Origin of the sequence: Phytomonospora endophytica (assembly GCF_014202425.1) — a bacterium.
Lineage (GTDB): Bacteria > Actinomycetota > Actinomycetes > Mycobacteriales > Micromonosporaceae > Phytomonospora > Phytomonospora endophytica.
The window spans coordinates 227,696-252,941 of sequence record NZ_JACHGT010000004.1 but is presented as its reverse complement, the minus strand read 5'-3'; the positions used below and the strand labels follow the sequence as shown (position 1 = coordinate 252,941).

Genomic DNA, 25,246 nt, shown 5'->3' with positions numbered 1-25,246 from the left:
TCCTCAGGAACGGGTGTTGCGGGACAGTGCGGTGACGGCGAGCGCGGCGGCGGTGAGGACGCCGGTGGCGGCCCACATCGCGACGGCGTAGCCGTCGACGGTCGCTGCGGTGGGTGCGGCGCCGTCGTCGAGCCGGGCGGCGGTGACGCCGAGGGCGATGGAGTTGAGTAGGGCGGTGCCGAGCGCGGCGCCGAGTTGCTGGACGGCGTTGTAGGCGGCCGAGGCGATTCCGGCGTCTTCGGGGCCGGCGACGTCGGCGGTGACGAGGTTCGTCGCGGCGGCGAGGAGGCAGCCGAGGCCGAGGCCGGTGAGGACCTGGGCGGGGAGGAGCCGGGTGGCGAAGGCGCCGGTGCCGTCGGCGCCCAGGCGGGTGAGGACGAGGGTTCCGGCGGCGGCGAGGAGGAGGCTGCCGGTGATGAGCGTGGCCGGGGCGAGGCGGATCCGGGCGAGGAGGGTGGATCCGGCGATGGCGGCGACGGCGTTGACGAGGAGCGTCAGTCCGGCCTGCACGGCGGTGTAGCCGAGGATCGTCTGCGTGTAATAGCTGACGAAGAGGTAGAAGCCGAACATCGCGAGGAACATCAGCGCCACCGACACCAGTGCCGTCGCGCGGGCGCGGTGGGCGGGGATGCGGGGTGGGAGGAGGGGGTGCCGTGTCTTTCGCTGCACGACGGCGAAGGCCGCGAGGAGCGCGACGCCTCCGGCGAGCAGGGCGAGGACGGGCGGGTCGGTCCAGCCGCGGGCTTCGGCACGGGTGAAGCCGTAGACGAGGGCGACGAAGCCGGTCGCGCTGAGCACGACGCCGGGCACGTCGAGGTTCCGGAGGCTTCCGGCGGGCCGGTCGCGGGCGATGAGCGGTGTCCCGAGGAGCGCGAGCGCGGCCATGGGGACGTTGATGTAGAGGCACCAGCGCCAGTCGGCGTACTGGGTGAGCAGTCCTCCGGCGACGACGCCTAGTGCGGCTCCGCCCGCGCCGACGCCGGCGAAGACCCCGAAGGCGCGGCCGCGTTCGCGGGCGGTGGTGAAGGTGAGGGTCAGCAGGGAGAGGGCGGCGGGGGCGAGGAGGGCGGCGAAGACGCCCTGGGCGGCGCGGGCGGCGATGAGGGTTCCGGCGTTCCCGGCGGCGCCGCCGAGTCCGGAGGCGAGGGCGAAGCCGATGAGCCCGAGAGTGAAGGCGCGGCGGTGGCCGAGGGCGGCGCAGACGCGGCCGCCGAGGAGGAGCAGGCCGCCGAAGGCGAGGGCGTAGGCGGTGACGACCCAGTGCCGGTCGGCGTCGGCCATGCCGAGTTCGTGCTGGGCCGAGGGCAGCGCGATGTTCACGATCGTGGCGTCGAGCACGACCATGAGCTGGGCGAGGCCGACGACGGGGAGGGTCCACCAGCGGCGGGCGGTGGCCGGGGGCGGTGCTGCGGTCAACACGCGAGACCTTTCTCGAACATTGGTCTAGTGACTCGAACGTTGTTCTAGAAAGGGGAAGCTAGCACACCCGCGGGCGCCGGCCCGGGCTCCGCGAGCCCCGCCCCGGTCGCTTTCCGGGCCCTAGAACCGGGCTTTCACCAGCACTTTCAGGCATCGGTGAGACCTGGGACACAGCGGAACGCCGACCGGGTCGCGCGCCGGGCCGGTGATACCTTGGCCTCGTCCGGAGGCGATCACGGCAGCGCGGAGGTGAAGGCCATCGCCGGCAACGACTCCCCCACGGCCGTCGGCGCCGTCTGGCTGCGTCCCGCGCGCGGACGCAAGGGCGAACCGCCGCTGACGCGCGCGCGGATCGTCGAGGCCGCCGTCGCCCTCCTCGACGAGGAGGGCATCGAGCGGCTGACGATGCGGCGGCTCGGCGAACGCCTCGACGCCGGCGCGACGACCCTCTACTGGCACGTCGCGACCAAGGACGACGTCGTCGACCTCGCCGTCGACGCGATCTTCGACGAGGCCCGGGTTCCCGAGCCGACCGGCGGGCCGCGCGAGGACATCACCGCGCTGCTCGGCGCATGGCGCGCGGCGCTGCTGCGGCACCCGTGGTCGGCGGGCCTGCCCGCGCGGCGGCGGCCGCTGATCGGCCCGAACTTCCTGGCCTGGATGGAGTTCCTCCAGTCGGCGCTGCTGCGCACCGGACTGTCCACCGTGGACCTCAACGCCGCGACGTGGGCGCTGTACAACCACGTCATGGGTTCGGCCTCGACGCAGGCGAGCCTGCGACTGTCCCCCGAGGAGATCGCGGCGGGACGGGAATACCTGGCCGCCGAGGCCGGGCGCTTCCCGACCGTCGCCGCCCACGACTACATCGCCGACGTCGACTGGGACGGCGCCTTCACCGCCGGTCTGGACTTTCTCCTCGACGGGATCGGGGCGCGGGCGCGGGGCTAGCCCGTGACCTGCGGGACGACGTTTCCGGTGATCACCTGTACGGATGACCCCGCGCGCCTCACCGCCGAACGGACATCGCGCCGGCCCGCCGAACCCGGTAACGTCGGCTGCGCGACGGCTTGCCATTCGCAAGCGCGGCATGGGGGCCGTCGTCCGCGCAGGGCCGGTCGCTGGAAGAATCGGGGCATGGTGATGAACGAGGGGTTGCCGACCATCGGTGAAGTGGCGCTCGACGAGAGCGGCCTCAACAAGGTCTACGAAGTCCGCGGCCACGACCTCGGCCGCGTCGAGATCTACCGCATCGGATCCCTCGGTTTCCCGCTCCACGTCGCGACCGTGGAAGGCGTCGACGCCAAGCCCGAGTGGTCCGTCCACAACGGCTACCCGCTCTCACCGGCCGACCGCGACGAACTGCTGACCAAGACCGCCGAACTCTGGCGCAAGACCCGGGACTGACGGCGGCCGCCGGGGTCCACAGGGGACGCCGACGGCCGGTGCGCGCGGCTCAGCCGCGCAGGCGCACGGGCAGGGCGTCGAGCCGGCGTCCCTGGATCCCGCCGATGCCCGACACCCGCAGCTCGCCGTAGGGACCGTCGAGCCGGGCCTTCGGATGGTCGGCGGCGAGCACCGCCGCGACCGCGTTCAGCTCCAGTACGGCCAGCCGCGCACCGACGCAGAAGTGCGGTCCCGCGCCGAAGGTGAGGTCCGGGCCGGAGCCGGGCACCGCGTTGACGCCCTGGATGTCCACCAGGACCGGGGATCGCGCGGGGATCGGCACGCCTCCGAGCTCGACGTCGTCGGCCGTGTAACGCCACAGCGTGTAGGGCGCCGGCGGATGGTCGCGCAGGGTCGCCTCCGCCAGACCCGCCGTCTCCACGGGATCGGGGCCGAGCAGGCGGGCGACGTGGAAACCCAGCGAGGCGTCGGTCGTGAGCTGCCCGGCGAAGATCAGCCCGAACAGGTGATAGTGCAGCTGCTGCGGGGTGGTGCCCTCCGGCACGCGTTCGCGCAGTTCGGCGGCGAAGCCGTCGGCGTCGCCGCCCAGTCCCGCCGCCGCGAGTTCGGCGAGGGCGCCGATCGCGGCCGCCTGGCCGCCGGGCTCCGTGGAGAACATGCGGCGGCAGCCGTCGACCGCCCGGTCGACGAGGTCGAGCGGAATCCCGAGCAGGTCGAGCAGCACCGTCAGCGGATAGCGGGTGGTGAACCCGGCCATCAGGTCGACGACGGGCTCCCCTTCGGCGAGTTCGGCCAGGAGCCGCCGGGCGATGGCGTGGACGCGGCCGGACCACGCCTCCATCCGCCGCATCGACAGCAAAGGCGCGTGGGCCTTGCGCAATGCACCGTGCTCAGATCCGTCCAATGTGGTTAGTGAGGGCTGGTCGGCGGCGGTCGCCTCCAGTCCCGCCGTGACCGGATCCCAGCGCGGGGGCGCGAAGGCGGGATCCTTGACCAGCCGCGAGTCGGTCAGGACGCGGCGGGCCAGGGCGGGATCGGTAACGATCCAGGCCGGTCCCCCGGCCGGGGTCTCGGCCCGCACGAGCGGCCCGGCGGCGCGCATGGCGTCGCGGACATGGTCGGGCTCGGTGAGGCCGCGCACGGTCGGGGCGAAAGGCCGGAGGTGACTGACGTCAGGTGCCTGCACTGCTTCTCCTCGGGAGTCAAGTGGGGAACCCCCGAACTGTGCCGGTAGAAGCGGCCACCGGCTGTCCGCTTCTCATGATGGAATCACGCCATGGCGGACACCTCGGGACGGCTGCTGCTCCTGCTGTCGCTGCTCCAGTCACGGCGGGACTGGCCCGGACCGGCGCTCGCCGAGCGGCTCGGCGTGAGCGCCCGGACCATGCGGCGCGACGTCGACCGGTTGCGCGAACTCGGCTATCCCGTGAGCGTCCGCAAGGGACCCGGCGGCCACTACCGGCTCGACGCCGGTGCCCGCCTGCCGCCGCTGCTCTTCGACGACGAGCAGGCCGTCGCGATCGCGCTGGCCCTCCAGACCGCGCCGACGACCGTCGCGGGGACCGCCGAGGCCGCCGCCCGCGCCCTGGCCACGATTCGGCAGGTGCTGCCGCCGAGGCTGCGGCGGCGGACCGAGGCGATCGCGGTCACCGCGCTGTGGAACCCCTGGGACCTCGCCGGACCCGAGGTCGACGCCGGCGTGCTGCTCGCCCTCGGTGAGGCCGTGCGCGGCAGGCAGGTCGTGCGCCTCGACGAGGGCCCGCACCGGTGGCGCGTCGAGCCGCATCACCTGGTGGTGTGGAAGGGGCGCTGGCACCTGCTGGCCTTCGACCTCGACGGCGGGGAGTGGCGGACCTTCCGCGTCGACCGGCTGGTCCCGTGTCTCCCCACCGGGCCGGGTTTCGGCGAGCGCGCGGTGCCCGGCGGCGACCTCGGCGGGTTCCTCGCCGCGCGGGCCGATCCCGGTGACCCGCCGGAGCACTGGCCGTGCCGTGGCGAGGTGCTGCTCGACGCGCCCGCCGCGCTGATCGCGCGCTGGGCACCGGGCGGGGCGGTCGTGGAGGCGCTGGGGCCACGGCGATGCAGGCTGATACTCGGCGCGTGGTCGTGGGCCGGGCTGGCGGGACTGATCGGCACCTTCGATCGCGCGATCGAGGTGGTCGGGCCGCCGGAGCTCGCGGAGGCCTTCGGCGTACTGGGCCGCCGTTTCACGGCCGCGGGGACGGCACCGTGACGGCGCCGTCCCCGGCCGGGATCAGCCGACGGCGACCGGTTCCGGCCTCTCCTCGGCGACCGTGGCGCGGCGGCGGCGCAGCCCGAGCGTCACCAGTAGCCCGACGACCATTCCGGCGGCGGTGAGCAGGACGACGAAGGCCTGCCCGTCGGCGGTCGCCGTACGCAGCGCCTCGCCGGTGCGGCCCTCGGTGCCGAGGTCGGCGAGGACGGTGAACACCGCGAGGCCGATGGCGTTGCCGATGTTGAGGGTGGTCGAGGCGATCCCGTTGGCGACGCCCTGTTCGTGGGCGGCGGTGCCGGTCGCGGCGGCGATCCACATCCCCGTCCACACGATGCCCTGCCCGACACCGCCGACGACGAGTCCCGGCACGAGCGAGCCGTAACCGGCGCCGGCGTCGAAACCGAAGGCCGTCACGACCGTGCCGACGGCGCCGACCCCGAAGCCGAGGAGCAGCGTCGCGCGTGTCCCGAGGCGGGCGGTGAGGCGCTCGCCGAGCTGGGTGCCCGCCGCGATCGCCAGTGACGGCACGAGGAAGGCCATTCCGGTTTCCAGGGCGCTGTATCCGTGGACGCCCTGCATGAGCATGGTCAGGAAGTAGGGCAGGACGCCGAAGGTCGCCATGAAGACGAAGGTGACGGTCATGCCGACCGTCAGGTTCGGGTTGCCGAAGAGGCGGAAGGGCATCACCGGGTCGGCGCTGCGGGACTCGATGAGCGCGAAGACCGCGAGCAGCGCCACCGACAGCGCGAAGGCGCCGAGGATCAGCGGGCTCCCCCAGCCCAGTTCGGGTCCTTCGACGAGACCGAAGACCAGGAGGGTCGCGCCCCCGGTGACGGTGAGGGTCCCGGGCAGGTCGAAGCGGCGGCGGGCGGCGCGGGCCGGGTCGCGCGGGATGATCAAGAGCGCGACCAGCGCGGCGATCCCGGCGACGGGCACGTTGACGAAGAACACCGCGGGCCAGCCGAAGTGCTCGGTGAGCATGCCGCCGAGCAGTGCGCCGATCGTCAGGCCGCTGGCGCCCGCGCCTCCCCAGACCGCCAGCGCGCGGTTGCGTCGCGGGCCCTCCTCGAAGAGCGTGTTGATCAGCGACAGGGTCGCCGGGAGCAGCAGCGCTCCGCCGAGGCCCTGCACGGCCCTGGCGATGATGATCAGGGCCGGGTCGCCGGCCAGGCCGCCCGCGAGGGACGAGACGGCGTAGAGCGCGAGCGCGGCGACGAAGACGCGGCGGCGGCCGAGGAGGTCGGCGGCACGCCCGCCGAAGAGGAGGAAGCCGCCGGCGAAGACGACGTAGACGCTGACGACGAGCTGGCGGGTCTGACCGGGGAAGCCCAGATCGGCGCCGATCTCGGGGAGCGCGACGAAGACGATGTTGAGGTCGAGGGCGTAGATCAGCTGGGCGAGGGCGAGCAGCGCGAGTACCCGGCCGAGGCGGCGGGGCGGGGTGGCGGTAGGCACGAGAGGACTCCGGTTCCTGAGGATGATCGTACGTATCTTTACGTACAGTCGTACCGTCCGGCAAGCGCGCCGCCCCGTAACGAGCGTCACGAGGGGATCGTCAGAGCACGTCAGGGGTCATTGTTGGAATGTCGCGGTACATTGGCGGCATGACCTTCCGCCACCCGGAGCGCGACCAGATCTCCGTTGAGGGAGTCCTGTCGGCGCTGAGCAACCCCACGCGCCTGGCCGCCGTCGGGATCCTCGACGGCGGAGGCGAGCTCAACTGCGGCGAGGTGCTGAAGATCCTCGGTGTCTCGGCGAAGTCGACGATGACCCACCACTGGCGGGTCCTGCGCGACAGCGGCGTCATCTGGCAGCGCCCGTCGGGCCGCGAGTACCTGCTGACGCTGCGACGGGAAGACCTCGACGCCCGCTACCCGGGACTGCTCGACATCGTCCTGGCCGGCGCGCGGACCGACGCGGGCTAGACCCCGCGCGGCTCGCAGTGGTCGCGCAGGGCGGGTGCGGCGAGGGCGCGGAAGAGGAAGACGCCGACGATCGCCGGGGGAAGCGAGCCGAGCAGCCAGGAGCCGACGCTCGGGAGAACGTAGGAGAGGTTCCAGCGCGGGGTACCGACCACGTTGAGCAGGTCGGTGAGGTCGAGAAGTCCGTAGAACGCCGAGAGGACCACGAAACCGGCGTAACCGAAGGAGGCGAGCCGGGCCCGGGCCGACCCGCGACGGACCCCGCGCGCCAGCAGGAGCAGCAGCACGGTGAACACCAGTCCGGCGAGGGCATGGACCGCGAAGCCCACGACCTCGTCCTTGAGCACCACCGGGACCCGCGTACCCAGCAACAGCCAGGCGATCCCGAGGAATCCCAGCGCCTCCATCCCCGCCAGAACCCGCAGCAGGACCGGCGCGGTACCCGGCACGGCAGTGGTCGCCGGCGGGTCGAGACCGGGTTCGGGTTCGAAGGACACGACGAGCTCGGACATGGGCGCTCCAGGACGGGCGGTGCGGGCCGGGCAAAGCTACCAGCGCAAGATCATCACTCCGCGCGATACCCTTGCGCAGGCAGTCCACTGTGGATCATGACGAGGGCGGCGGTCCCCCTGAAGAGTGACGGCCACACCCCCGCTGAGCCGGGTAAACGCTTACATCCGGGTTTCGGCGCACCCTTTCGGCCATCACCCGCCGCAGCGTCTTGTGATCAATCGGTCGACGTTATGTAATGGGCCGAGGTGGGTCTTCGCGTAAGGGGTGGCAATCGTGACGACGACTCCGGCGCAGACGTTCGTGCTCGGCCGTTTGGTGGAACAGGCCGCGATCGGCGAACTTCTCGGCGCCCCGCACCGGGGCCCGTCGGGGCTGATCCTGTCCGGAGAGGCGGGGATCGGCAAGACGACGCTGTGGAATCTCGCCGTCGACCGCGCCCGCGCCGCCGGACTGCGCGTCCTCGCCGCCCGGCCCGGCGCCGCCGAGGGGCAACTGTCCTTCGCGGGCCTCTTCGACCTCCTCGACCCCTGCTGGGACGAGGTCCGCGGCTCGCTCCCCGCGCCACAGCGGGACGCCCTCGACGTGGTCCTGCTGCGCTCGGGCCCGCGCGAGACGCCGGTCGATCCGCGCACGGTCGGCGTCGCCTCCCTGTCGGTCCTGCGGACCCTGACCCAGCGCGGGCCGACGGTCCTCGCCGTCGACGACCTCCAGTGGCTCGACCGGTCGAGCCTCCAGGCCATCGAGTATGCGCTGCGCCGGGTGTCCACCGAGCCGCTGATCCTGCTCGCCTCGGTGCGGGCCGCGACACCCGACGCCGCCCCCATCGGCCTGTCCGACACGCGCTTCGACCTGACCCGCATCCAGCTCGGGCCGCTCGGCCTCGCCGAACTGCACCGCCTCGTCCGGCTGCGCGCCGGGCTGGAACTGTCGCGGCCGGTACTCACCCACATGCACCAGATCTGCGGCGGGAACCCGCTCTTCGCGCTGGAGACCGCGGCCCGCCTGCGCAGGGAGGCCCCGTCCTCCCCCGCCGCGCGGCTCCCGGCGCCCCGGAGCGTCACCGACCTCATCGGCGAGCGGGTCGCGGCCCTGCCCGCCGACACGCGTGCGGCGCTGCTCTACGTCGCCGCCCTCGCGCAACCGTCCACGAGGGACGTCCGGGCGGCGATGGCCGTGCCCGACGGGGAGATCTCCCCGCTCGCCGCCGCCGAGGAGGCCGGGCTCATCGAGGCCCGCGACGGCCGCGTCGCCTTCAGCCACCCCCTGTTCGCCACCGCCGTCTACGCCGAGGCGTCCAGTGAACGGGTGCAGGACGTCCACCGGCGACTGTCCGACGTGGTCGCCGACGACGAGGCCCGCGCCTGGCATCTCGCGCTGGCCGCCGACGGCTTCGACGAGTCCCTGGCCGCGCCCCTCGACAAGGCCGCCGAGCGCGCCCTGGCCAGAGGCGCGCCCGCCAGAGCGGCGCAGCTGTGGGAGATGGCCGCCTTCCACACCCCCGCACGCGACGAACCGACCCGGCAGCGGCGCCTCACCCAGCAGGCCCGCTGCCTCTTCACGGCGGGCGACACCGGCACCGCCCGCGGGATCCTGGAACGCGCGGTCACCGGGATGCCGCCGGGCCGTGTGAAGGCCGGCGCCCTGTCGGCCCTCGCCGAGATCCTCTTCTACGAGGGCAGCACCGTCGAGGCCGCCTCGACCTGCCGTGAGGCCCTCGACGTCACCGGCGGCGACCCCGTCATGGAGGCCACGCTGCACCTGCGGCTCGCGTGGTTCAGCACCCACGACTCGGCGACCCAGACCACCAGCTCCCGTAAGGCACTGGCGATCCTGCGCGAACAGGGCCCGGCCGCCGACCCGGAACTGCTGGCGCTGGCGCTGGCCGTCACGGCCATGTACCGCATGATGAGCGGCGGCGGCCTGTCGCACGAGGACGTCACCGAGGCCGCCCGGCTGTTTCCGGTCTCCTCCCCACGCACCTGGGCCGGTTCGTGGGCGTGGACCGCGATCGCCGACTGGGCCCGCTACTTCCACCCCCACCGCGCCCGCGAACTCTTCGAGGCCCGCTACCACTGGACCGCCGAACGCGGCGACGAGCAGCAGGGCCACATGCTGATGCTGCTGTCGGAACTCGACTGCTGGCTCGGCGACTGGCGCTCGGCCCGCGAACGCGCGGTGACCGCGCTGGAGCTGCTGGAGCAGACCGGGCAACGCCGCTGGTGCGGGTTCTGCCTCTACGCGCTGGCCCTCATCGAGGCGCACCTCGGCGACGTCCCGGCCGCCCGCGGGCACGCCTCGCGCGGCCTGGCGCTCGCCGACGCCGGCGACGACCCCTATGTCGCCGTCCTGCACCTCCAGGTCCTGGGTTTCATCGAGCTGTCGACGGGCCAGGCCGCGCAGGCCGTGACCTATCTCGACCGGGCGGGCGGCCTGGTCGCGCGCATGGGCATCGCCGACCCGGCCCGCTTCTCCTTCCACGGCGACCAGGTCGAGGCGCTGATCGCCACCGGCGAGCTCGACACCGCCGCCGCCCGGCTGCGCGAACTGGCCGACCGGCACGCCGCCGCGCCCCGGCCCGCGCTGACCATCGCGCTGGGCCGCTCGCGGGCGCTGCTGCTGCTCGCCACCGGTGACGCGCCCGCCGCCGAGGCGGCGATCGAGGCGACCCTCGCCGAGCAGGCGGGCGTCCCGATGCCCTTCGAGCTGGCGCGCAGCCTGCTGGTCAAAGGCTGCGTCCTGCGCGCCCGCAAGCAGAAGAAGGCCGCGCGGGAGGCGCTGCTGTCGGCGCAGGAGATCTTCACCCGCCTCGGGGCGGTGCTGTGGTCGCGGCGGACCGCCGACGAGCTGAGCCGCTGCGGGCAGCGCCACTTCCCGCCACTGGAACTGACCCCGACCGAGGCGCGGATCGCCGCGCTGGTGATCGGCGGGATGACCAACCGGGAGGTCGCGGCGACCGCGCACGTCAGCGTCAAGACCGTCGAGGCGAACCTGAGCAGCGTCTACCGCAAACTCGGCATCCGCGGCCGGGTCGAGCTGATCACGCACGAGCGCGCCCCCGCGGTGGACCGCCGCCCTTGACGCGGCAGACCCTAGGGTTATCCCCGATTCCTCGCCCCCGCCGAGGGTGTTGCCTGGTGATGACGGGTCACGGTGGTGCCGGAACCTCATCACCGTGGCCCGTCTTCGAAGCCGGATCGCTTGGGGAGGCGGGCATGCGCGGGGCCGACGTGACACGACGCGCCCGCGCTCGCACGTCGACGTGGCTGCACGGCGGCCTGCACCCCGACCGCACCGGCTACCACCCGGCCGCGGCCCCGCTGGCGCCACCGCGACTGCCCGACGACCTGACCCCGGGCGAGCGGCGCCTCGTCATCGGGCTCCTCGACGGGCGGCTGCTGCGCACCGAGGTCTACGGCGACGACGGCGGCGACCGGGCCGCGCTGCCGTACCTGATCACCGAGCACCGCTACGGCGTCACGCGCGGGCCGGACGGCGTCCCCCGGGTCCACCCGCTGGAGACGGTCACGACCCACGTGGAACGCGCGGGCGCCGACCCCGATCCCCGCGTGGTGCACGATCTCGTCCTCGCCGTCGACGAGCACGGCACGGTCGTGTCCTCGGCCCGGATCGGCTATCCGCGGCTCATCCCGAAACAGCCCGGGCAGGAGACCCTGCACGTCCTGCTCACCGAGAACCGGCCCGCCGAGGACGGGCAGGGCCCGCTCGCCGAGACCCTCCGCTTCGAACTGACCGGCCTGCGCCCGCCGCCGGGGCGCCGCTTCACCGTCGCCGAACTGCGCGAGGCCGCCGCGTCGGCCGCCTTCGTGCCCTTCGAGGGCACGGCCCGGCCCGACCGCGCGCGGCTGCGGCTGATCGGGCACCGCCGGATCCGCTACTGGAACGACGACTTCACCGGACCGCTCCCGCTCGGCCACGCCGGGTCGGCCGCCCTCGTCCACGGGGTGTGGGACCTCGCGCTGACGCCCGGACTGCTGACCGGCGTGTTCGGCGGCCGCGTCGACGTCGCGGACCTCGACGCGGCCGGCTACCTCCACGACGACGCCGGCTGCTGGATCCCCTCGGACGCCGACGCCCCCGGCCGGCCCGGCCGGGACGCCCCGCTCGCATCGGGTACGCGGGTCGACCACGACCCGCTCGGCCGGGTCGTGCGCACCGAACACCCCGACGGCACCGTGTCCGAAGTGGACCACCACGCCTGGCGCCGCGAACACTGGGACGCCTGCGACACCGTGCTCGCCTCACGCTGGTACGCCGACCGGGGCGCGCCCGACCCCCTCACCGACGAACCGGCCAACCCCGAGGTGCGCGCCGCCTGGCTCGCCGCCCACCACGCCGACACCCCGTCGACCACGCACCTCGACCCGCTGGGCCGCGCGGTGATCGAGGTCGTCGACGCCGACGGACTCGACCAGTTCGCCACGCACCTGCGCCTCGACGCCAACGGGCACGTCCGCGATGTCGTCGACGCGCGCGGGGTGACCGCCCTGACCAGGGATGTGGACCTCCTCGGCCGTGAACTGCGGGTCGTCACCCCTGACACCGGTGAAAGACTCACCTTCCCGGACGCCGCGGGCCGCCCCGCTCAGACCTGGTACGGCGGCACCATGGTCCGGCGCGTCTTCGACGCCGACGGACGCCGGCGCGCGACCTGGGTCCACCGTGGCGCGACGGCCGTGCTCGCCGAGTTCTTCGTGCACGCCGACGGCGACCACCGCGACCGTCCGCTGTTCGTCTTCGACGGCGCCGGGATGGTCCGGCTCGGCCCACACGGCTTCACTCGCAGACTCACCGCCGACCACCGGGCCCCACCCGACTGGAGCGTCCTCGACGGGCTGCCCGCCGCCGAGGTCGAACGGGCCGCCGAAGAACTGCTCGACCCCCACGCGTACGCGCTGGAAACGATTCAGGACGGCCGTGCGCTGCGGATCCGCTGCCCGGACGGCACCCTCATCGACCGGCGCCGGGACGAGTCCGGGCGCCTGCTGTCGGTCACCCGGACCCCGCCGGAGCACGACCTGCCGGTGCCGGTCCTGACCGGGATCACCCGCGACCCCGCCGGGCGCCCGGTGCTCATCGCCTACGGCGACGGGACGGTCGTCCGCCGCGCCTACGACCCGCTCGGCGCGCTCGTCGCCGACGGTTCCGCCCGCTACGGCTACGACGCCCTCGGCCGCCTGCTGCGCGCCGAGTCGCCCGCCGGGATCCTCTGCCGCTCCTACGATCCGGTCGGCAATCCACTGTCGACCGTGCACACCGGGCCCCTCGGCGGGGCGCCCCGGATCGTGCGTTTCCACCATGCCGAGGACCCCGAGACCGGCGACCCGCTGTCCAACCGGGTCGTCGCGCACAGCTCCCCCGCCGACCCGGAGGGCGTCTTCTCCGCGCTCTTCGAGTACGACGACCGCGGCAACATGACCGAGCTGCCGCACCTGCCGGGCGCGGTCGTGTCCTGGGACCACGACGGGTATCCGGAGCGGATCGACTTCGCCGACGGGCGCGTCGCCCACTACGCCCACGATCCCGACGGAACGAGGGTTCGCGCCACCGTCGAGCACCCCGACGGCACCCTCGACGAACGCGTCCACATCGGAGACTGGACCCTCCGCCGCACCACCCGCGACGGGGTCCTCGTCGCCGAGAGCCGCCGCCTCGACCTCGTCGACGGCGACGATCACTTCGGAGTGGTCGAACTCACCGACGGCGCCGTCGCGCCCGAAGGCCGCGTGGCCGACCCGGAGACCGGTCTGGAGTACAGGGGCTGCCGCCTGCTCGCGCCCTGGCTCGGCCGGAGCCTCTCCCCCGGCTACGCGCACACCGGTCCGGTCGCCCCCGCCTGGCCACCGGGCCGGTGAGCGGGGCGGCCTCGTGCCGCCCCGCTCCACCTCCGCCGCGCTAAACCAGCGCGGCGAAGAACTTCCGCACGTCCCCGACCAGCAGCTCCGGCACCTCCAGCGCGGCGAAGTGCCCGCCGTCGGCGAACTCCGACCAGTGCCGCAGCATCGGCTGCGCCTTCCGTGACACCGACTCCACCGGGAGGATGATGTCGTGGGCGAAGACGGCCATGCCCAGCGGCGCCGGGCACGGCACCGTCCCGGCCGGTCCGCCCGACTCGAAGGTCAGGCGCGCCGAGGAGCCACCCGTGCCGAAGAACCAGTGCATCGACACCAGTGTCAGCAGAGTGTCGTCGGACAGCGGCGTCCGCGGGTCGGTCCAGTCCTTGACCTTGTCGGCGATCCAGGTCAGCTGCCCGACCGGCGAGTCGGCGAGGCTGTAGCCGATCGTCTGCGGGCGGGTGGCCTGGAGCCGCATGTAGCCGGGGAAGGCCGCGACGAACGCGCGGATGTGCTCGACCCGGCGGATCTCCTCGGCGGTGAAGCCGTCGGTGTCGTCGACCGGCCGGTGCGGCAGGTAGTTGACGTGCACGCCGATCACCGCGTCGGGAGCGGTGACGGCGAGCAGCTGCGAGATGCCCGAGCCCCAGTCGCCGCCCTGCGCGCCGTAGCGCTCGTACCCGAGCCGCGACATCAGCTCGGCGAAGGCACCGGCGACGCGGGCGTTGCTCCAGCCGCGCTCGCGGGTCGGGCCGGACGGACCGAACCCGGGGATGGACGGGATGACCAGGTGGAAGGCGGGCGCGTCCGTGCCGCCGTGGGCGCGGGGATCGGACAGTGGGCCGATGACGTCGAGGAACTCCACGATCGAACCGGGCCAGCCGTGGGTCAGGATCAGGGGCGTGGCGTCCGGCTCGGGCGAACGGACGTGCAGGAAGTGGACGGTGGCGCCGTCGATCTCGGTGACGAACTGGGGATGGGCGTTGACGCGGGCCTCCTGGGCGCGCCAGTCGTATCCGTCGGCCCAGTACTCCGCGAGACGGCGGGCGGTCGCGAGGCCGATGCCGTAGTCGTCACCGGCGTCGTCGACCTCGTCGGTCCAGCGTGTGCGTGCGAGGCGGGCGCGCAGCTCGTCGATGTCGGCCTGGGGAATCTCGATGCGGTAGGGGCGGATCTCGGGGTGGGTCACGGCGTCCTCCATTATTGTTGGCATGGCCAACGATAACAGCAGTCGTTGGCCATGCCAACGATCAATAGACTGGATCCCATGGACTCCACCGACGACACCCCGCCGGCCTCCCTGCGCCGCCTCTCGTCGTGGCTGGTCAGCCAGACCGCCGCGCAGGCACAGCGCATCATCAACGAGAGGCTGGCCACGGCCGGCGCACGGCGGTACCACTACTCGGTGCTCTCCGCCCTCGCCGAGTACGGCGCGATGAGCCAGGCAGCGCTCGGCCGCCACTGCCACCTCGACCGCAGCGACGTCGCCGCGCTCGTCGCCGAACTCGGCGGACAGGGCCGCATCGACCGCGAACCCGACCCCGCCGACCGCCGCCGCAACATCGTGACGATCACCGCGGCGGGCGAGCGCTTCCTCGCCGAACTCGCCGCGCTGGTCGCCGAAGGCCAGGACGAGCTGCTCGCACCCTTGGACGCCGGGGAGCGCGAGCAGTTGTCGGGACTTCTGGGCAGGGTGGTGACCCACCACGCCGAACAGCGGGGGTACGGCTGGTAGGGGATCCCTACGAGACCGCGTCCGCGACCTTGCGCGCCAGCGACTCGTGCTGCGCGTAGGCGTCGGGGAAGGCCGAGATCTGCACGGCCTGCGCGGCGTAGGTCAGGGCCATGTCCTCCCAGCCCGCCACGCCCTTGAGGCCGTCGTAGAAGGCCCGCGCCGAACTCTCCGGCGTCATGATCTCCTCGACGGTGCCCCAGGTGCCCGAGGCGCGCTGCTGGAACAGCCCGACCGAGTCGTGGTCGGCGCCGGTGCCCTGGTGGGGGTAGTCGAGCGACTCGGGCACGACGTAGCTGGCCAGGTTGAGCAGCCGGGACTCCTGCATCGCCGTCATCACCGCGATGATCCACGCCCGCTTCGGCAGGCCCATGTCCTGCCCGACGCGGACGATGGTCACCGCGTTCTTCATCTGCTTCGCGCTGAGCCCGGCGACCGGCGACGGCACCTTCTGCTTGTCGTCAGCCTTCTTCGGTGTGGGGGTCGGCGCCTTCGTCGTCGGGTCCGCGGGCTCTTCACGGGGCGCCGAGCGCGAGGCCTCGTCGAGGATCGTCGCGATGTCCTGCGCCGACAGGCGCGCGGTCTGCGCGGCGGGCGTGGTCGCCGCGAGGGCGGGCACGTGGACGACGCCGGTGGCGGCGACGACGACCGCTCCGGTCATCGCGAGGTGCGCGATCCGGCGGCGCTGGTCGAGCGCGGTGTCCACACCGATCGCGAAGGCGCCGCGGGCGTACTCGGCCGGATTGGTCCACCACCGTTCGTCGTTGGCCCGGTGACGTCCCGCCGCCGCGCGATGGCGGCCCGGGGCGGGACGGGGGTGGTCACCGGCTGTCCCGCTGTCGGCGAACTGGAGCCGTCGGGGGCCGGTTCCGTTGTCTCTGGCGTTTGACACCGCCCCAACCTAGGCGGTGGAAACGCAGGTCACAGGGACAGGAAGTGCGACACAGATATTGATGATTCTCTATGTGTCCTGCTAGTCGGCCGCGAGTCGGGAATGTCGGGCCTCACGTGTTTCACCCCTTCGAGTGCCCGTCGCGTGACGGCTCGACTGCTTTGTGTTCCCACGTACGAGTGACGGCGCCGGTACTTTCGGCCAATACCTTTCGGCGCATGAGCCCTATGTGATCCGGGCCACACCGAGGGGGCGGAACCCCCATCCGGGTCCCCGGGCGCTCCGTATCGTCGTGATCATGCGCCTCAGCACCGTCATCCTCCCGATCCACCGCTGGACCGAGGGCCGCGCGGTCTGGCGCCGCGCCGAGGAGCTCGGCTTTCACGCCGCCTACACCTACGACCACCTCTCCTGGCGGAGCTTCGTCGACGGCCCCTGGTTCGGCACGATCCCGACCCTCACCGCCGCGGCCACCGCCACCGAGCGGATCCGGCTGGGCACGATGGTCGCCTCGCCGAACTTCCGCCACCCGGTCACCTTCGCCAAAGACCTCATGACCCTCGACGACGTCTCCGGCGGCCGCCTCACCCTCGGCATCGGCGCGGGCGGCACCGGCTTCGACGCCACCGTCCTCGGCCAGAGCGAATGGACCCCGCGCGAACGCGCCGACCGCTTCGCCGAGTTCCTCGCGCTGACCGACACGCTCCTCACCCGCGACACCACGACCTACCAGGGCGGCTTCTACTCCGCCGTCGACGCGCGCATGCTCCCCGGCTGCGTCCAGCGGCCGCGCGTCCCCTTCCACATCGCCGCGACCGGCCCGCGCGGGCTGCGCCTGGCCGCCGAGTACGGCCAGGGCTGGATCACCTACGGCGACCCGAAGGGCGCCGCCGACGACACCGTGGCGACCGCGCAGGCCGCCGTCGAGTCGCAGCTGACACGCCTCGCCGACGCCTGCGAGGAACGCGGCCGCGACGTCGCCGAACTGCACAAGGTCCTGCTGCACTCGTCGTCGAGCCCCGAACGTCCCCTCGACTCCCTCGACGCCTTCGTCGACTACGCCGGCCGCTACCGCGAACTCGGCGTCACCGAGATCATCCTGCACTGGCCGGTCCCCGACTCGATCTTCGCCGCCGACGTCGCCGTCTTCGAGCGCATCGCCAACGAAGGCCTCGCGCGACTCGGCTGATCACCAGGGCTCTCCCGTACGCCGCCCGGCCCGTCCCGTAGGCGAAACGTCGTAGACCCGGTTACTCCCGCCGTGCGACGACCCGGCGGCGGTATGTGGCGAGGGTGAAAGGCATGCAGCTCTCGCGAAAGACCCGCCGTTTCGTCGTCGTCGTCCACTCCGTCGCCTCATCCGTCTGGCTCGGCCTGACCGCCGGGCTGCTCGCGCTCGGGATCAAGGCCTACACGTCCGGCTCGCCCGACGTCGCGACCTTCGCCTACCGCGCGATGGACGTGTTCGGCGACTATGTCCTGGTTCCGGTGTCGCTGGCGACGCTGATCAGCGGGGTCGTGCTGTCGCTCGGGACACCGTGGGGGCTGATCCGCTACAAGTGGGTGGCCTGGAAGTTCGTGCTGACGCTGATCACGGTCGGCCTGGTCCTGTTCTCGCTGGCTCCCGGGCTGAGCGAGAACGCCGAACTGGCGATGGCCGGACAGCCGGTGATCGACGTGAACCTGATCGTGGTCCCGACCGTGGCGTCGAGCGCCTACGTGTTCATGCTCGCGCTGTCGATCCTCAAGCCCTGGGGGATGACGCCGCACGGGCGCCGGGTGAAGGCCGCGCAGGCGGAGGAGGCGAAGGCGGCGCGGAGGGCGAAGACGGGGCAGGGGGTCTGAGGTGGTCGGATCTGCTCGCGGGTGAGACCGGTGGTGGGGGCGGCGGGCCGGGACTTCCGGATCTCGGCCCCCTGACACGACTATGCCCCCTCCATCGGAGGGGGCGGTCGATGTCGCTGCTAACCGATGGCGCCCGCGCCGAGCCCGAGCCCGACCGCCACGATCACCGGAACCAGGTAGAGCATCGGGTACGCGATGTGCCCGTAGGCCTTCGCCCGCACGATCGTCACGATCGCGCCGAGGAAGTACAGCACCAGGCCGATCGCGGCGGCGAGGCCGAGCGGCCAGAAGAACAGCCCGGCGATCAGCCCGAGCGTGCCGGCCGCCTTCGCGGTCGCGAGCCAGGGCCACCAGGAGGCGGGGACACCGTAGTCGGCGAGCGGCTCGACGACCCACGGCGCCTTCTTGTACATCGAGAAGGCCGAGAAGGCGACCCAGAGCGCGGCGGCGACGGTGACGATGTTGTACGCGACGTTCATGTCGAACTCCTTGAGGGGATGCTTTTTCGTTGTTCACCCCCTCGACCCGGCGCGACGGGAAGCTGTGACCGGAAGTGACCGGCGTCACGCATTGACAAAAGAGTCAAAGATCATTGACACTTACCGCGTGCCCGAACCCGAGCTCACCGCCTCAGCCGCGCAGTACAAGGCCCTGGCCCACCCCTTGCGCCAGCGCCTCCTGTTCACCCTCGACGAACTCGACGAGGCGACGATCAGCCAGCTCGCCGCCCACCTCGACACCCTCAAGGGCAACATCGCGCACCACCTGAAGGTCCTGGAGCAGGCCGGGCTCGTCGTCGTCTCCCGCACCAACACCGTGCGCGGCGGCACCGAGCGCTACTTCACCCGCGCCACCCGGCGCATCCACATCCCCCGCGAGACGGTCGACTCGATCCCCGGCGGCGCCGCCGGGATCATCCGGGCCGTCGCCGACGAGATGGCGACCGCGACCGAGGCGCCGGCCTTCCTCGGCGTCCGGCACGTCCGCCTCACCGAGGCCCAGGTCGAGGCCCTGCGCGAGGTGCTCAAGCACGTCGCCGACCCCGAGGACCTGCCCGACGCCGGTCCCGAGGGCCGCCGCTACGCCATCGCCCTGACCGTCTTCCCCACCCCATAGCCCCGGAGGACATCATCCGCCCCGCCATCAGAGCGGGGGTCCTGGTCATCGCGCTCGCCGCCGTGACCGCGCCCCTCGCCGCCCACGCGAGTCCACCCGCCCTCACCGAGCCCGCCTCGACCGTCCTGCGCATCGTCGAGTTCTCCGACACCGCCCGCGCCGCCACCGCCCTCGACACCACCGCCGCCCTGCGCGGCCTGTACGTCGAGGAGGTCCGCCGATACGACACCCTCTTCTCCGGCATGGCCGTGAGCGTCGACGCCTCCCGCGCCGACGAACTCGCCTCGCTGCCGGGCGTCGCGGCCGTCCACCCGGTCAACACCTACGCCGTGCCGACCGCCGACACCCTTCCCCCGCTGCCGAAGGACGCCGCGACGACCCGCGAGAACGTCACGGTCACCGACCTGACCGGCGTGCCCGAGGCGCACCGGGACGGCGCGACCGGCGCGGGGATCACCGTCGGGATCATCGACTCCGGCGTCGCCTACGACCATCCCGCCCTCGGCGGCGGTGGTTTCCCCAACGCCAAGGTGACCGGCGGCTACGACGTCGTCGACGGTGACGCCGACCCCTACGACTCCCCCAGCCTCGCCTCGGGCCACGGCACGCACGTCGCCGGCATCGTCGCCGGGAACGGCGCCGACCTCGTCGGCGTGGCCCCCGACGCGACGATCCACGCCTACCGGGTCTTCGGCGACTCGCGCCCGACCACCGACGACGTGATCCTGGAGGCCCTGGAACGGGCCGTCGAGGACGGTGTCGACGTGGTCAATCTCAGCCTCGGCCAGTCCCAGTTCGAGGTGCGGCAGGACGCCCTGCTGCCCATGGCCCTCGACGCGGTGGCCGCCCACGGCGTGGTCCCGGTCGTCGCGATCGGCAACGGCTTCGCCGGGCCGTTCAAGCCGGGGAGCCCCGGCATCGCCAAGAACGCGATCACCGTCGGCAGCGTCTACTCGACGCAGTACTCCTACCTGGCCTTCACCACCGGCGACGGCACGAAGGTCCCGTTCAACACGTTCAGCACCGGCCCGGCGGCGCCGTCGGCGGGCACGGTGTCCATCGTGGACGGCGGGCAGGTCTGCGCACCCGCCGCCCCCGGCTCCTTCGCGGGCAGGTGGGTGCTGTCCACCTCCGGCTTCTACCCGTGCACCCCGACGAACATGGTCGCCAACGCGACCGCCGGCGGCGCTGCGGGCGTCCTCTACTTCGACGACTCCGAGTGGGCCGAACCCGACGCGATCCCCACCGCCGACTTCTGGGGCGTGGCCGGAACGATCCCGGCCGTGGCGATCACGCAGAACCAGGCCCGCGCGATCCGCGCCGACCTGGCCGCGGGCACCGGGGCCACCGCGACCTGGGGCTCCTACTGGGGCCTCGACGTCAAGGACGAGTTCAAGGGTCTTCCCGACGCCTCCAGTTCCTGGGGCCCGAGCCACGAACTCGACTACAAGCCCGACCTGGTCGCGCCCGGCGGCTACGTCTTCTCCGCCCTGCCTCCCGGCGACGGCTACTACGGCGTCAAGTCGGGGACCTCGATGGCCGGCCCGCACGTGGCCGGGGCCGTCGCCGTCATCTTCGGCGAGCGCGGCACCATGAGCTCGACGCGGGTCCGCGACCTGCTCCAGTCGACGGCAAAGCCGACCCGCCTCAGCGGCGATCCCGACGGCGGCCTGCACCAGGTCGCGCAGCAGGGCGCCGGGCTCATCGACCTGCCGGCGGCGCTGGCGGCGACGACCGTCGTGACTCCCGCGAAGCTCCCACTCGGGGAGCTGGAGGGCAGGGCGGTGTCCCGGACGGTGACGCTGACCAACACCTCCCGCCACGCCGTGACCTATCGGGTGTCCACTCAGGACGGTCTCGGTGCCGCTCCGCCCTACACCGCGGAGTACCTGACCGTCGAGGCCGACGCGCGCGTCGAGGTCTCCCGGGACAAGGTGGCCGTCCCGCCGCGCAAGTCGGTGAAGGTGACGATCACCGTCCGGCAGCCGAAGAAGGCCGCCGACGGCACCGTCTTCGGCGGCTGGGTGACGTTCACGCCGAAACAGCACCACAAGGGACAGCCGGTGCGCGTGTCCTACCTGGGCATCGCCGGGGACTGGCACAGGGTCTCGGCGATCAACCCGACCTTCACCGATGTGAACTCCACATTGGACAATCCCGCGCTTCGCCCGGCGTATTTCAGCTTCGGGAAGAACGAGGCGCTCACCGTCACCGACCCCGCGGCGGGCGCGTGGGTGATGCTCTCGCACGGTTTCCCGACCCTGCGGGAACTGCGCATGGAGATCCTCGACGCGAGCGGAAACGTTATCGCCACACCACTTCGTGAAACCTGGCTGGTGCGAAACTCCGGCGCCGGAACGGGCGTGGACTTCTACGGCTGGGACACGACCCTGGCCGACGGAACGGCCGCGCCGAACGGCGTCTACCGGATCCGTCTCGTCTTCGACAAGATCCTCGCCACCGGACGCCCGGAGACCTGGACCTCGCCGGAGGTCACCCTCAGCCGGTGAGCACGCGTCGCACCGGAAAGTGCGACATCGCGCCATTACGTGATCGACGGCCCGTCCGCACAGCCGCGGACGGGCCACTTATTCAGTGACAGCACTGTCTTCAATACGTTTTGCGGCGGCGACATTCATTTTCAAAGATCGCTTGACCTCGCCCTTCACCATCGGGCCGCGCCGATTCATGCGAGCGCACGTAGGCAAGCCCTCGCGTCCCACTGAATAACCGGCGCACACGGAGATCGGATTTTCTGGTTGGCTTTCGAGCGCCGCAACAGCGGCGTCATCAAAGGAGCCCCCTATGTTAAAGAAAATGGTGACGGCCGGGACGTCCCTGGCACTCGTCGCCGGTATGACGGTCGCCCTGACCGCCACACCAGCAATGGCAGCCGAAACGGCCACCGCCGATCCGCTGTCCCTCGCGGTCGCGGCCGCCGACCGGGCCGTCACGAGCGGGCTGGACGAACTGACCCGCGGAAACTTCGAGCAGTACGACCGGCAGCAGGTCGTGCCCTGGGTCGACAACCTCTACTCGGTCAGCTACGAGCGCACCTACCGCGGCCTGCCCGTGGTCGGCGGTGACGCGGTCGTGCTCGCCGACGGCGAAGGCCGTGTGCTGGAGACCAACACCGCGTCGAGCGCGTCCATCGACGTGACGACCACCGCGAAGATCACCGGCGCCAAGGCCGAGAAGACCGCCAGGGGCGAACTGTCCAAGGTGGACTCGGTCGACTCGCGCCAGCTCGTCGTGCACATCGAGAGCGACAAGCCGAGGCTCGCCTGGGAGACGGTCCTCAGCGGTCGCGCGGACGGCGCGCCCAGCCACAAGGCGGTCTACGTCGACGCCGCCACCGGCAAGATCCTGGCGACGCGGGAAGACGTCCGCTACGGCTCGGGCACCGGCAAGTGGAACGGCCCGAACCCGCTGACGATCACCACCAGCCAGTCCGGCAGCACGTACTACATGCGCGACACGACCCGCTCGGGCCTGTCCTGCGCGCCCTACAACGGAAGCGTCTACTCCGGCCCCGACGACAACTGGGGCAACGGCGTCGGCACCTCCACCGAGACCGGCTGCGTCGACGCACTGTACGGGGCGCAGACCGAGTGGAACATGCTCAGCCAATGGCTCGGACGCACCGGCCACAACGGCAACAACGGCTCCTGGCCCGTCGAGGTCGGCCTCAACGAGCAGAACGCCTACTGGGACGGCTCCGGCGTCACCATCGGCAAGAACTCCGCCGGTGAGTGGATCTCGTCCATGGACGTCATCGGCCACGAGTACGGCCACGGCATCGACCAGTTCACGCCCGGCGGCGCCGGCCAGCAGGCCGGTCTCGGCGAGGCGACCGGCGACATCTTCGGCGCCCTGACCGAGCACTTCGCCAACCAGGCCGCCGCCTACGACCCGCCCGACTACCTGGTCGGCGAGGAGATCAACCTCGTCGGCACCGGCCCGATCCGGAACATGTACCAGCCCTCGCTGGTCAACAACGACCCGAACTGCTACTCCTCGGCCGTTCCCGGCATGGAGACGCACAAGGCGGCCGGGCCCTTCAACCACTGGTTCTACCTGCTCGCCGAGGGCACCGCGCCCGGTGGCGGCAAGCCCAACAGCCCGACCTGCAACAGCACCACGCTGACCGGCGTCGGCATCCAGACCGCGGGCAAGATCTTCTACGGCGGCATGCTGCTCAAGACCTCCGGCATGACCTACGTGAAGTACCGCTCGGCCACCCTCCAGTCGGCCAAGACCCTGGACTCCACCTGCGGCCTGTTCAACAAGACGAAGGCCGCGTGGGACGCCATCACGGTTCCGGCGCAGACCGCCGACCCGACCTGCACCAGCCCGGGCAACGACTTCTCCATCGCCCTGAACCCGGCCTCCGGCACCATCAACGCCGGCGCGACCGGCTCCAGCTCGATCACCACCACCGCCATCGGCACCCCGATGACGGTCAACCTGTCCGCGACCGTCGCGGGCGGCACCGGCGTCACCGCCAGCGTCAACCCGACCTCGGTCACCGCCGGCGGTTCGGCGACGCTGAACATCTCCGTCGCCGCGGGCTCGTCGGGCACCAGGACCATCACGGTCACCGGTACCGGCGCGACGACCCACTCGGTCACCTACAACCTGACGATCGGCGGCACCAACCCCGGCGGACCGCCGGACATCAGCGTCGACAACGTCAAGGCCCACCTCCAGCAGCTGCAGACCATCGCGTCCAACAACGGCGGCAACCGCCGCGCGGGCAGCGCCGGTTACACCCAGTCGGTGGCCTACATCAAGCAGAAGCTCCAGGCGGCCGGATACACCGTGTCCGAGCAGGCCTGCCCGAGCGGAAGCTGCACCTACCCGTCGAACAACCTGATCGCCGAATGGCCCCAGGGTGACGCCAACAACGTGTACATGCTCGGCGCGCACCTCGACGGCGTCTCGGCCGGTCCCGGCATCAACGACAACGGCTCCGGTTCGGCCGCCCTCCTTGAGGTCGCGCTGACCCTGGCCCAGAAGAACCCGACCCTGTCGAAGCGGATCCGCTTCGCCTGGTGGACCGACGAGGAGCAGGGCCTCAACGGCTCCGACTACTACGTCAACGCCATCGGCGCGACCGAGCGCGCGAAGATCAAGTCGTACCTGAACTTCGACATGATCGGCTCGACCAACGGCGGGTACTTCATCAACCACGTCAACAGCGCCACCGCGACCTACCTGAAGGAGTACTGGACGACGCTCGGCCTCGCACCCGAGGAGAACACCGAGGGCGCCGGCCGCTCCGACGACTACTCCTTCGAGCAGGCGGGCATCCCCACCAGCGGTTACGCCGCCGGTGCCAGCGCCCGCAAGACCTCGGCGCAGGCGCAGAAGTGGGGCGGCACGGCCAACGCGGCCTTCGACCCCTGCTACCACTCGTCCTGCGACTCCTACCCGAGCAACATCAACAGCACGCTGCTCGACCGGGCGTCGGACGGCATCGCCTACTCCATCTGGAAGGCCGCGGTCACCGACACCCCGCCCCCGAACGACTTCTCGATCGGCGTGAACCCGGGCTCCGGCTCGGCCAACGCCGGTGCGTCGGTCACGACGACCGTCAGCACCGCCACGACCAGTGGTTCGGCGCAGACGGTCAACCTGACCTACAGCGCGCCCTCGGGCATCACCGTGTCGTTCAACCCGGCGTCGGTCACCTCCGGCGGCAGCTCCACCGCGACGATCTCCGTCGCGGCCGGAACCGCCTCCGGGCCGTACTCGGTGACCATCACCGGTAACGGCGCCGTGTCGCACAGCACGACGTACTCGCTGACCGTCAACGGGACCGGCGGCTGCTCCAACGGCGGCAACAAGGTCGTCAACGGCGGCTTCGAGTCGGGCACCACGCCGTGGACCGGCAGCACCGGCGCCATCGGCAACTGGAGCTCCTACGGACAGCCGGCGCACGGCGGAACGCGCTCGGCCTACCTCGGCGGCTACGGCTACACCGCGACCGACACCATCAACCAGTCGGTGGCGGTCCCGGCGGGCTGCACCACCTCCTCGCTGTCGCTGTGGATCCACATCGACACCGACGAGACCGAGTCGGTCGTCTACGACCGCTTCACCGTCACCGTCGGTGGCACGGTCGTCAAGACCCTGTCCAACGTGGACGCCGCCTCCGGCTACGTCCAGGTGACGTTGCCGCTCGGCTCCTACGCGGGCCAGTCGGTGACCATCACGCTGAAGGGTGCCGAGGACGCGTCGCTGCAGACCAGCTTCGTGGTCGACGACGTGACCTTCACCGTCAGCTAGTGGCATAGAGCAAGGAGACGGGGC

19 protein-coding genes are annotated in these 25,246 nt (G+C 72.0%); 12 read left to right on the top strand and 7 right to left on the bottom strand.

The window, feature by feature from the left end; genetic code table 11:
- Positions 1–3 precede the first annotated feature (3 nt).
- Positions 4–1,419 carry an MFS transporter gene (locus HNR73_RS10430; protein ID WP_203686164.1) on the bottom strand — a complete coding sequence of 472 codons (1,416 nt, stop codon included), beginning with the start codon at positions 1,417–1,419 and terminating at the stop codon, positions 4–6.
- A 213-nt stretch (positions 1,420–1,632) separates the two neighbouring features.
- Between HNR73_RS10430 and HNR73_RS10425 the strand changes: the two genes are divergently transcribed.
- Both HNR73_RS10425 and HNR73_RS10420 read left to right on the top strand, forming a co-directional pair.
- Positions 1,633–2,367 (top strand): TetR/AcrR family transcriptional regulator, encoded by a 735-nt coding sequence (locus tag HNR73_RS10425; RefSeq protein ID WP_203686162.1) that lies wholly within the window; start codon positions 1,633–1,635, stop codon positions 2,365–2,367.
- 186 nt (positions 2,368–2,553) lie between these two features.
- Complete coding sequence (locus HNR73_RS10420) at positions 2,554–2,823, top strand: hypothetical protein (protein WP_184787153.1); 270 nt, start codon at positions 2,554–2,556, stop codon at positions 2,821–2,823.
- Positions 2,824–2,872: 49 nt separating this feature from the next.
- Here HNR73_RS10420 and HNR73_RS10415 read toward each other — a convergent pair whose 3' ends face one another.
- Positions 2,873–4,009, bottom strand: coding sequence for a cytochrome P450 family protein (locus HNR73_RS10415; RefSeq protein WP_184787152.1), 1,137 nt, complete (start codon positions 4,007–4,009; stop codon positions 2,873–2,875).
- A gap of 90 nt (positions 4,010–4,099) precedes the next feature.
- Between HNR73_RS10415 and HNR73_RS10410 the strand changes: the two genes are divergently transcribed.
- Positions 4,100–5,056, top strand: a complete 957-nt coding sequence (locus HNR73_RS10410; RefSeq protein ID WP_184787151.1) for a helix-turn-helix transcriptional regulator — start codon at positions 4,100–4,102, stop codon at positions 5,054–5,056.
- Between the two features lie 21 nt (positions 5,057–5,077).
- On the opposite strand, the gene HNR73_RS10405 is transcribed toward HNR73_RS10410, so the two are convergent.
- A complete protein-coding gene (locus HNR73_RS10405) occupies positions 5,078–6,514 on the bottom strand; it encodes an MFS transporter (RefSeq protein WP_184787150.1) in 1,437 nt (478 codons plus the stop codon).
- Positions 6,515–6,663: 149 nt separating this feature from the next.
- On the opposite strand from HNR73_RS10405, the gene HNR73_RS10400 reads away from it, so the two are divergent.
- Positions 6,664–6,984 carry an ArsR/SmtB family transcription factor gene (locus HNR73_RS10400; RefSeq protein ID WP_184787149.1) on the top strand — a complete coding sequence of 107 codons (321 nt, stop codon included), beginning with the start codon at positions 6,664–6,666 and terminating at the stop codon, positions 6,982–6,984.
- Here the strand turns inward: HNR73_RS10400 and HNR73_RS10395 are convergent.
- Positions 6,981–7,493 carry a hypothetical protein gene (locus HNR73_RS10395; protein WP_184787148.1) on the bottom strand — a complete coding sequence of 171 codons (513 nt, stop codon included), beginning with the start codon at positions 7,491–7,493 and terminating at the stop codon, positions 6,981–6,983. The genes HNR73_RS10400 and HNR73_RS10395 overlap by 4 nt on opposite strands.
- A 274-nt stretch (positions 7,494–7,767) precedes the next feature.
- Here HNR73_RS10395 and HNR73_RS10390 point away from each other — a divergent pair, with 274 nt between their 5' ends.
- Positions 7,768–10,572 carry a helix-turn-helix transcriptional regulator gene (locus HNR73_RS10390; RefSeq protein WP_184787147.1) on the top strand — a complete coding sequence of 935 codons (2,805 nt, stop codon included), beginning with the start codon at positions 7,768–7,770 and terminating at the stop codon, positions 10,570–10,572.
- Between the two features lie 134 nt (positions 10,573–10,706).
- A complete protein-coding gene (locus tag HNR73_RS10385; RefSeq protein WP_184787146.1) occupies positions 10,707–13,367 on the top strand; it encodes a toxin TcdB middle/C-terminal domain-containing protein in 2,661 nt (886 codons plus the stop codon).
- A gap of 40 nt (positions 13,368–13,407) precedes the next feature.
- On the opposite strand, the gene HNR73_RS10380 is transcribed toward HNR73_RS10385, so the two are convergent.
- Positions 13,408–14,520 carry an epoxide hydrolase family protein gene (locus HNR73_RS10380; protein ID WP_203686195.1) on the bottom strand — a complete coding sequence of 371 codons (1,113 nt, stop codon included), beginning with the start codon at positions 14,518–14,520 and terminating at the stop codon, positions 13,408–13,410.
- A 93-nt stretch (positions 14,521–14,613) separates the two neighbouring features.
- Here HNR73_RS10380 and HNR73_RS10375 point away from each other — a divergent pair, with 93 nt between their 5' ends.
- Positions 14,614–15,081: a MarR family winged helix-turn-helix transcriptional regulator gene (locus HNR73_RS10375; RefSeq protein ID WP_184787145.1), complete on the top strand. Its 468-nt coding sequence runs from the start codon at positions 14,614–14,616 to the stop codon at positions 15,079–15,081.
- 7 nt (positions 15,082–15,088) lie between these two features.
- On the opposite strand, the gene HNR73_RS10370 is transcribed toward HNR73_RS10375, so the two are convergent.
- Positions 15,089–15,970, bottom strand: a complete 882-nt coding sequence (locus HNR73_RS10370) for a hypothetical protein (RefSeq protein WP_184787144.1) — start codon at positions 15,968–15,970, stop codon at positions 15,089–15,091.
- Positions 15,971–16,268: 298 nt separating this feature from the next.
- On the opposite strand from HNR73_RS10370, the gene HNR73_RS10365 reads away from it, so the two are divergent.
- Positions 16,269–17,159, top strand: a complete 891-nt coding sequence (locus HNR73_RS10365) for an LLM class flavin-dependent oxidoreductase (RefSeq protein WP_184787143.1) — start codon at positions 16,269–16,271, stop codon at positions 17,157–17,159.
- 113 nt (positions 17,160–17,272) lie between these two features.
- Positions 17,273–17,815, top strand: a complete 543-nt coding sequence (locus HNR73_RS10360; protein WP_184787142.1) for a DUF2269 domain-containing protein — start codon at positions 17,273–17,275, stop codon at positions 17,813–17,815.
- Positions 17,816–17,934: 119 nt separating this feature from the next.
- On the opposite strand, the gene HNR73_RS10355 is transcribed toward HNR73_RS10360, so the two are convergent.
- Positions 17,935–18,294: a DoxX family protein gene (locus HNR73_RS10355; protein ID WP_184787141.1), complete on the bottom strand. Its 360-nt coding sequence runs from the start codon at positions 18,292–18,294 to the stop codon at positions 17,935–17,937.
- A 127-nt stretch (positions 18,295–18,421) separates the two neighbouring features.
- Between HNR73_RS10355 and HNR73_RS10350 the strand changes: the two genes are divergently transcribed.
- From HNR73_RS10350 to HNR73_RS10340, 3 genes are all read left to right on the top strand, one after another.
- Positions 18,422–18,931, top strand: a complete 510-nt coding sequence (locus HNR73_RS10350; RefSeq protein ID WP_239122119.1) for an ArsR/SmtB family transcription factor — start codon at positions 18,422–18,424, stop codon at positions 18,929–18,931.
- Positions 18,932–18,993: 62 nt separating this feature from the next.
- Complete coding sequence (locus HNR73_RS10345) at positions 18,994–21,441, top strand: S8 family serine peptidase (RefSeq protein WP_184787139.1); 2,448 nt, start codon at positions 18,994–18,996, stop codon at positions 21,439–21,441.
- Between the two features lie 295 nt (positions 21,442–21,736).
- Positions 21,737–25,222 carry a M20/M25/M40 family metallo-hydrolase gene (locus HNR73_RS10340; protein WP_184787138.1) on the top strand — a complete coding sequence of 1,162 codons (3,486 nt, stop codon included), beginning with the start codon at positions 21,737–21,739 and terminating at the stop codon, positions 25,220–25,222.
- The last annotated feature ends 24 nt before the right edge of the window (positions 25,223–25,246 follow it).

Excerpts from the sequence above, each read along its gene's own strand:
- HNR73_RS10395 (WP_184787148.1), bottom strand. The coding sequence starts at position 7,493 with ATGTCCGAGCTCGTCGTGTCCTTCGAACCCGAACCCGGTCTCGACCCG.
- HNR73_RS10365 (WP_184787143.1), top strand. The coding sequence starts at position 16,269 with ATGCGCCTCAGCACCGTCATCCTCCCGATCCACCGCTGGACCGAGGGC.
- HNR73_RS10375 (WP_184787145.1), top strand. The coding sequence starts at position 14,614 with ATGGACTCCACCGACGACACCCCGCCGGCCTCCCTGCGCCGCCTCTCG.
- HNR73_RS10360 (WP_184787142.1), top strand. The coding sequence starts at position 17,273 with ATGCAGCTCTCGCGAAAGACCCGCCGTTTCGTCGTCGTCGTCCACTCC.
- HNR73_RS10355 (WP_184787141.1), bottom strand. The coding sequence starts at position 18,294 with ATGAACGTCGCGTACAACATCGTCACCGTCGCCGCCGCGCTCTGGGTC.
- HNR73_RS10410 (WP_184787151.1), top strand. The coding sequence starts at position 4,100 with ATGGCGGACACCTCGGGACGGCTGCTGCTCCTGCTGTCGCTGCTCCAG.
- HNR73_RS10420 (WP_184787153.1), top strand. The coding sequence starts at position 2,554 with ATGGTGATGAACGAGGGGTTGCCGACCATCGGTGAAGTGGCGCTCGAC.
- HNR73_RS10385 (WP_184787146.1), top strand. The coding sequence starts at position 10,707 with ATGCGCGGGGCCGACGTGACACGACGCGCCCGCGCTCGCACGTCGACG.
- HNR73_RS10340 (WP_184787138.1), top strand. The coding sequence starts at position 21,737 with ATGTTAAAGAAAATGGTGACGGCCGGGACGTCCCTGGCACTCGTCGCC.
- HNR73_RS10400 (WP_184787149.1), top strand. The coding sequence starts at position 6,664 with ATGACCTTCCGCCACCCGGAGCGCGACCAGATCTCCGTTGAGGGAGTC.